The sequence below is a fragment of the Streptococcus sp. 1032 genome, assembly GCF_013277015.1.
Classification (GTDB): Bacteria; Bacillota; Bacilli; order Lactobacillales; family Streptococcaceae; genus Streptococcus.
In genome coordinates this window covers 1-3,088 of record NZ_VMMD01000027.1, presented here as the reverse complement: position 1 = coordinate 3,088, position 3,088 = coordinate 1, and the positions used below count along the sequence as shown (strand labels likewise).

Sequence of the window (3,088 nt, the reverse complement as noted above, 5' to 3'; positions counted from 1 at the left end):
TATTGACCTGACCATAATCTTGATGCCACTTGGCCAACAAATCATTTACCGCTCCGCGAACACTTGAATTGCTGGGATCTTCTACTTGGAGAAAGCTATCACTACTTGCCAAACCAGGCAAATCAATACTATAAGTCATCGGAGCACGATCGACCGCAAGAAGAGTGGGATTATTCTCTAACAAGGTCTCATCCACTACGAGAAGTGCACCAGGATAGAGGCGACTGTCGTTGGTAGCTGTTACAGAAATATCACTTGTGTTTGTCGACAAGCTCCGCTTCTTTCTTTCGATAACAACAAACTCATCGGGTAGCTGATTCCCCTCTTTGATGAAACGATTTTCAATACTTTCTCCCTGATGGGTCAAGAGTTTCTTTTTATCGTAATCCATAGCTAGTATAAAGTCATTTACTGCTTTATTTGTCATCTTCTACCTCCTAATAAGTTCCTGGATTGAGTTGCATAAACTCAGACTTGTTCAATGAAATCAGCCGTGGTTGGACTAAGTGATCCAAAACTTCCTCGTATAATTCTTCTGAGACATTGCGTCGCCGTCTGGCTAGATAAGAAGTCGGAATGACCGTATTATCCAACATAAATACCTTATCTAAGTCAATCAAGGTTGGTCTTGTAAAAGGATTACGAGCTAGATCCGGCTCTTCTATCATAAAGTTCTTGACCAAACGTCTGGTCAAGAGAGCTGGTTTGAAGGTCTGATTTTTAACCAACTCTTTGTTTTTAGTCGTGCTGTTGTCAATACAGATATACATATGATTCTTCACAGCCAAATCGCTACTAATACTTGGAAAAGGCAAATAAAGAGCCACAACATCTCCTCTCTTAATCAAGCAAGAGCACCCCCTTTTCTCCTAATGTAACATAGACAGGATTGACCAAGTCTTCTGATTGACTCAGTGCTTCCAAAGTTTGAGTTTGGCGCCCTGTCAATTTAGTAGCATCTTGTCTCTTCAATACAAAATGCTTGTCGCCAATAACCTTGACACTATAATCCTTCTCCAAAGCTGACTGGTAAATCCACATCAGATATTGTCTGTCCTGAGAACTCAAGAGAGAAGGATGTTCAAGTCCCCCTACAGACTGATAAAAATCAAAAACAGGAGCTAACTCCTGCCAATCTGGCTGGCTAGTTGTCAAGGCTAGAAAAAGGGCTTTGCGAGCTGATACTTCTTGATTAGCCTTGAGAGTTCCTTTTCCCTCCAAGTTTTTTAGAAAGTGGGAAACTCCAGAAAGCAAATCTTTCTCTAACTGCGAGAAATAAAAACCTTGCCTTCCCAGACATAAGTCTCTCAAGTCGCTTTCTCTAGCAAATAAGAGTTCAAACATTTGATAGTAAAAGAAAAATATCTGGCACTGAGTCGCGCTCATCTTTTCCTTATCGGCTTCTTTTTTTAACCAGAGCAAGGGCAATAGGTAGCTGGATTGGTACATTTCCTCCACCTCCTACTCTTTTTTCTCTGGAGCATCTGCACTAGCTGCCACTTCTTTTGACTGGATACTTTCCCACTGGTTGATTTCCTCTGAGATAAGACCTTCGCATGTCTTGACAAATAGAGCAAAAGCCTTGGTTTTTCCTGCATATTTCTCCGTTTGGCATTGATAGAGGAATTTTTCTCTCTCCAGGAGTTGCGCAGTCTTTTGGTAAGAAATCCAGTGTTCCTTGGCATTATACAAATTGAGAATCCCCTCACACAGCAAGCCGAGACTGGATAAGGCAACCGAAATCAAACGGTAGCGATCACCTGGCATAGGAATAGCACAAAAGACAGCTATGAGGAAACCTGCCACGATTTCTGTTATTTTTAATACCTTATAGCGTCTACGATGTTGAACGCTTTTCTTTAAAAAATGAGCTATCTGTACGTCTAATCGCTCTGTCAAGTACATTTCTTCTGGCGTCATGTTCGTAACCCCTTTCATTTACTTTGATAATCATAGTATAACATATTTGAATATCAAAGTATAGTAAAAACTGGACTATAGCTTATTATAAAATCCAAATATGAAATATTTGTGAAATAAGGGAAAAATATCACAAAAAGGATGGAACAAAAAGTTTCAAAATGATAAAAGCGCATAATACCTTGCCTTAAAAAGCTTGATATTATGCGTTTTATCAGAGAAAGATTTTCTGAATGTTCACCTCAAATTGAGTTTTTCCAACATTCTATCAATCACTATTCTAGCCGGCTTCTGACTAGTCTAGGCTTTACTTATCTTAACTGAGCAAGAATAGCTTTGAGTTTCTCAATCAACTCATCTTCTGTGTGGTCAGACTCTTTCTCATTGGCTAGGAAAGCAACTGCTTGAGCGAGAGCTTCTCGTGCTTGGTCGAGAACTTTGGCATCTACATTTGTAAGGTCGCTTTCTTGCAGAACCTTAGTCAATTCCTTGGTCAATTTCTTGAGTTCTGACTCTTTCTTACGACGAGCGATGAGGAAGAGAAGGAGACCAAGAAGGGCTAGCAGGCTGCCAATCATCGTACCGTATGGAAGATGACCTTGCTCTTTCCTTATTTCTTTCGTTTCTTCTTCATCCTTAGTTGCTTGCTTGCCTTTCAAGGATTCGAGTGCTTCCTTGACCTTAGCAGTCATCTCTTTCAAGCCTGCCTCTGTCAAGTCAGCATTTCTAAGGGCTTCTTGCCCCTCTCCGAGAATGACCTTCGCAGCGTCGATGACAGATTGATCAATACCATCCAAGTCTTTCAAACGAGTTTCCAAGTCTTGAATCAAATCTCTTAAGACTGATTTATCAACCTGTTTCTCTTGACTCGATTGAGTGCCTCCAGCAAAGGCTACACTTCTACGGCTACGGGCTGGTGGTGTCACACTGTTGTCAGTGTTGCCACCATTATTAGTGTTGCCACCGTTATTAGTGTTGCCACCATTGTTGGTATTACCACCGGTGTTGGTGTTACCACCATTGTTAGTGTTGCCACCGGTGTTAGTGTTGCCACCGTTATTAGTGTTGCCACCATTGTTGGTATTACCACCATTGTTAGTGTCCCCACCGTTATTAGTGTTGCCACCATTGTTGATGTCCCCACCGTTATTAGTGTTGCCACCATTGT

The 3,088-nt window shown here is 41.2% G+C and carries 4 protein-coding genes and 1 pseudogene; all 5 read right to left on the bottom strand.

All coding sequences use genetic code 11. The annotated features are described in order from the left end of the window. Positions 1–427, bottom strand: a pseudogene (gene ply, locus HT711_RS09925) (cholesterol-dependent cytolysin pneumolysin); the annotation flags it as partial. A gap of 10 nt (positions 428–437) precedes the next feature. Next, positions 438–848 carry a hypothetical protein gene (locus tag HT711_RS09920; RefSeq protein ID WP_240149008.1) on the bottom strand — a complete coding sequence of 137 codons (411 nt, stop codon included), beginning with the start codon at positions 846–848 and terminating at the stop codon, positions 438–440. Further along, entirely contained in the window at positions 841–1,449 is a 609-nt protein-coding gene (locus HT711_RS09915) for a hypothetical protein (RefSeq protein ID WP_173250095.1), read from the bottom strand. The genes HT711_RS09920 and HT711_RS09915 overlap by 8 nt, the downstream gene beginning before the upstream one ends. Before the next feature lie 12 nt (positions 1,450–1,461). Beyond that, positions 1,462–1,920 carry a DUF4231 domain-containing protein gene (locus HT711_RS09910; RefSeq protein WP_031233612.1) on the bottom strand — a complete coding sequence of 153 codons (459 nt, stop codon included), beginning with the start codon at positions 1,918–1,920 and terminating at the stop codon, positions 1,462–1,464. Between the two features lie 311 nt (positions 1,921–2,231). After that, on the bottom strand, positions 2,232–3,088 hold an 857-nt coding region (locus HT711_RS09905; protein WP_240149007.1), incomplete at its 5' end, for a hypothetical protein.